Source organism: Streptococcus suis, from assembly GCF_002964045.1.
Lineage (GTDB): Bacteria > Bacillota > Bacilli > Lactobacillales > Streptococcaceae > Streptococcus > Streptococcus suis_U.
The window spans coordinates 1-324 of record NZ_POPB01000620.1 but is presented as its reverse complement, the minus strand read 5'-3'; the positions used below and the strand labels follow the sequence as shown (position 1 = coordinate 324).

The 324-nt window shown below is 36.1% G+C and carries 1 pseudogene; it reads right to left on the bottom strand.

Features of this window, described 5'->3' with window-relative positions:
- Positions 1 to 66: 66 nt before the first annotated feature.
- Positions 67 to 324, bottom strand: a pseudogene (locus C1E99_RS13400) (hypothetical protein); the annotation flags it as partial.

Sequence of the window (324 nt, the reverse complement as noted above, 5' to 3'; positions counted from 1 at the left end):
GTTAAATAAAATTCATCTCCCTGAAGATACAAACGAAAAGTTTTATCGTTATATTTCCTAAGCTCCTCAGTCATTTTTCTGCCCCTCGATATTCATTTTAACCCCTTGCTTATTCCGTTGATAAGCCCCATCAAACAGCAACTTCATGAATCCAGTTTTTCCTGCGATAACCTCATTGACCAAATTGATTGTCAATCCATAAGCCTCTCCGTTCTCATCGATAAAGTCATATAAATCAAAAATATTTTGAAGTGTATATGCTCGAATCAATGAAACAACCACGTTGAAAAGTTCTCCTTTTTCCTCGACATCCAACGTCACATA